Annotated in this window: 1 protein-coding gene; it reads right to left on the reverse strand. The window is 66.4% G+C overall.

Annotation, left to right across the window (positions count from 1 at the left end; translation table 11 throughout):
- The coding region (locus tag ACYVDE_RS23525; RefSeq protein ID WP_460503956.1) for a flavodoxin domain-containing protein at nucleotides 1–949 on the reverse strand (949 nt) is incomplete at its 3' end.
- Nucleotides 950–1,163: the final 214 nt, after the last annotated feature.

The following is a 1,163-nucleotide window of genomic DNA, read 5'->3' on the forward strand; positions in this document are numbered from 1 at the left end:
GCGGCAGGCTTTCGGCCCCCAGTTGCACCGGGGCTGAGTCGGAGAGGCGGGCGGCGCGCAGCACTTCCTCCACCAGCGGGTCGTGGTTGCGGGAGCGCACGGCCAGCGCATCGCCGGGGGCGTATTGCAACCCGGAGCCCGCCAAATCCAGCTCGAGGTGGTAGGTTTCCTTTTCCGAGCCGCGCCCGTTCAGCTGGATGCTTTCGAGTACTCGTGCCGGCCAGGGGTTTTCGCGGGTAAATCCGGTGATGGGTAAATGGGTGGATGGCTGAATGGTTGAATTGGCCGCGCCAACGGACGCAATCGAAGGTGCTGCCGCTCCACCAGATGCCGCGGACGTGGTGCTGGCAAGCTGTGCCAAAGCAGCCTCAATCCACTGGCTGGCGGCGGTCTGGTAGTCCACGTCGGCATCCACGCGGTCGAGCAGGCGGGTGCCGCCCAGCTCAGCCAGGCGCTGGTCGAACTCCTTGCCCGTCTGGCAGAAATGCAGGTAGCTGCTGTCGCCCAGCGCCAGCACGGCGAAGCGAAGCTTCGGCAGCTTCGGCGCCCGCGGGCCGTGCAGGAACTGGTGCAGTTCCTCGGCCGCAATTGGAGGCTCGCCCTCGCCGTGCGTGCTGACGATGACGAGCAGGTGCTCCTCCTGCGCCAGCTGCCGGGCGGGGTAGTCGTTCATATCGCGCACTTCAGCCGTCAGGCCGCGCTGCTTCGCTGCTTCGGCGGCCTGCTGGGCCACCTTTTTGCCGTTGCCGGTGTGCGAGCCGTAAAGAATGGTCAGCTTCGAAGCCGGGGCCGCGGCCGGCGCGACAGCTGCAACTGTCGCGCCGCCGCCGGTGGCTTGGCCGTAGAAGTAGCCGCTCAGCCACAGCAGCTGGTTGGCCGAGAGGTTGGCCGTGAGCTGCTGCAGCTGCGCTTCGTCGAGGTGCGGCGGGAGGATGGGGAGCGTGGGCATGGTTGTTCTGGCGGGTTCACCTCACCCCCCGGCCCCCTCTCCTTGGGGAGAGGGGGAGCCACGGCGGCGCGGATAAATACTTGTAGCACATGCTTTAGCTTGTGCGAAGTTGGGTTTTGATTGTTCGGGCAATGCACAAGCTGAAGCATGTGCTACAAGTCGTCAGGCTCCCCCTCTCCCCAAGGAGAGGGGGCCGGGGGGTGAGGTGAACCCG

It is taken from the genome of Hymenobacter agri, assembly GCF_054778495.1.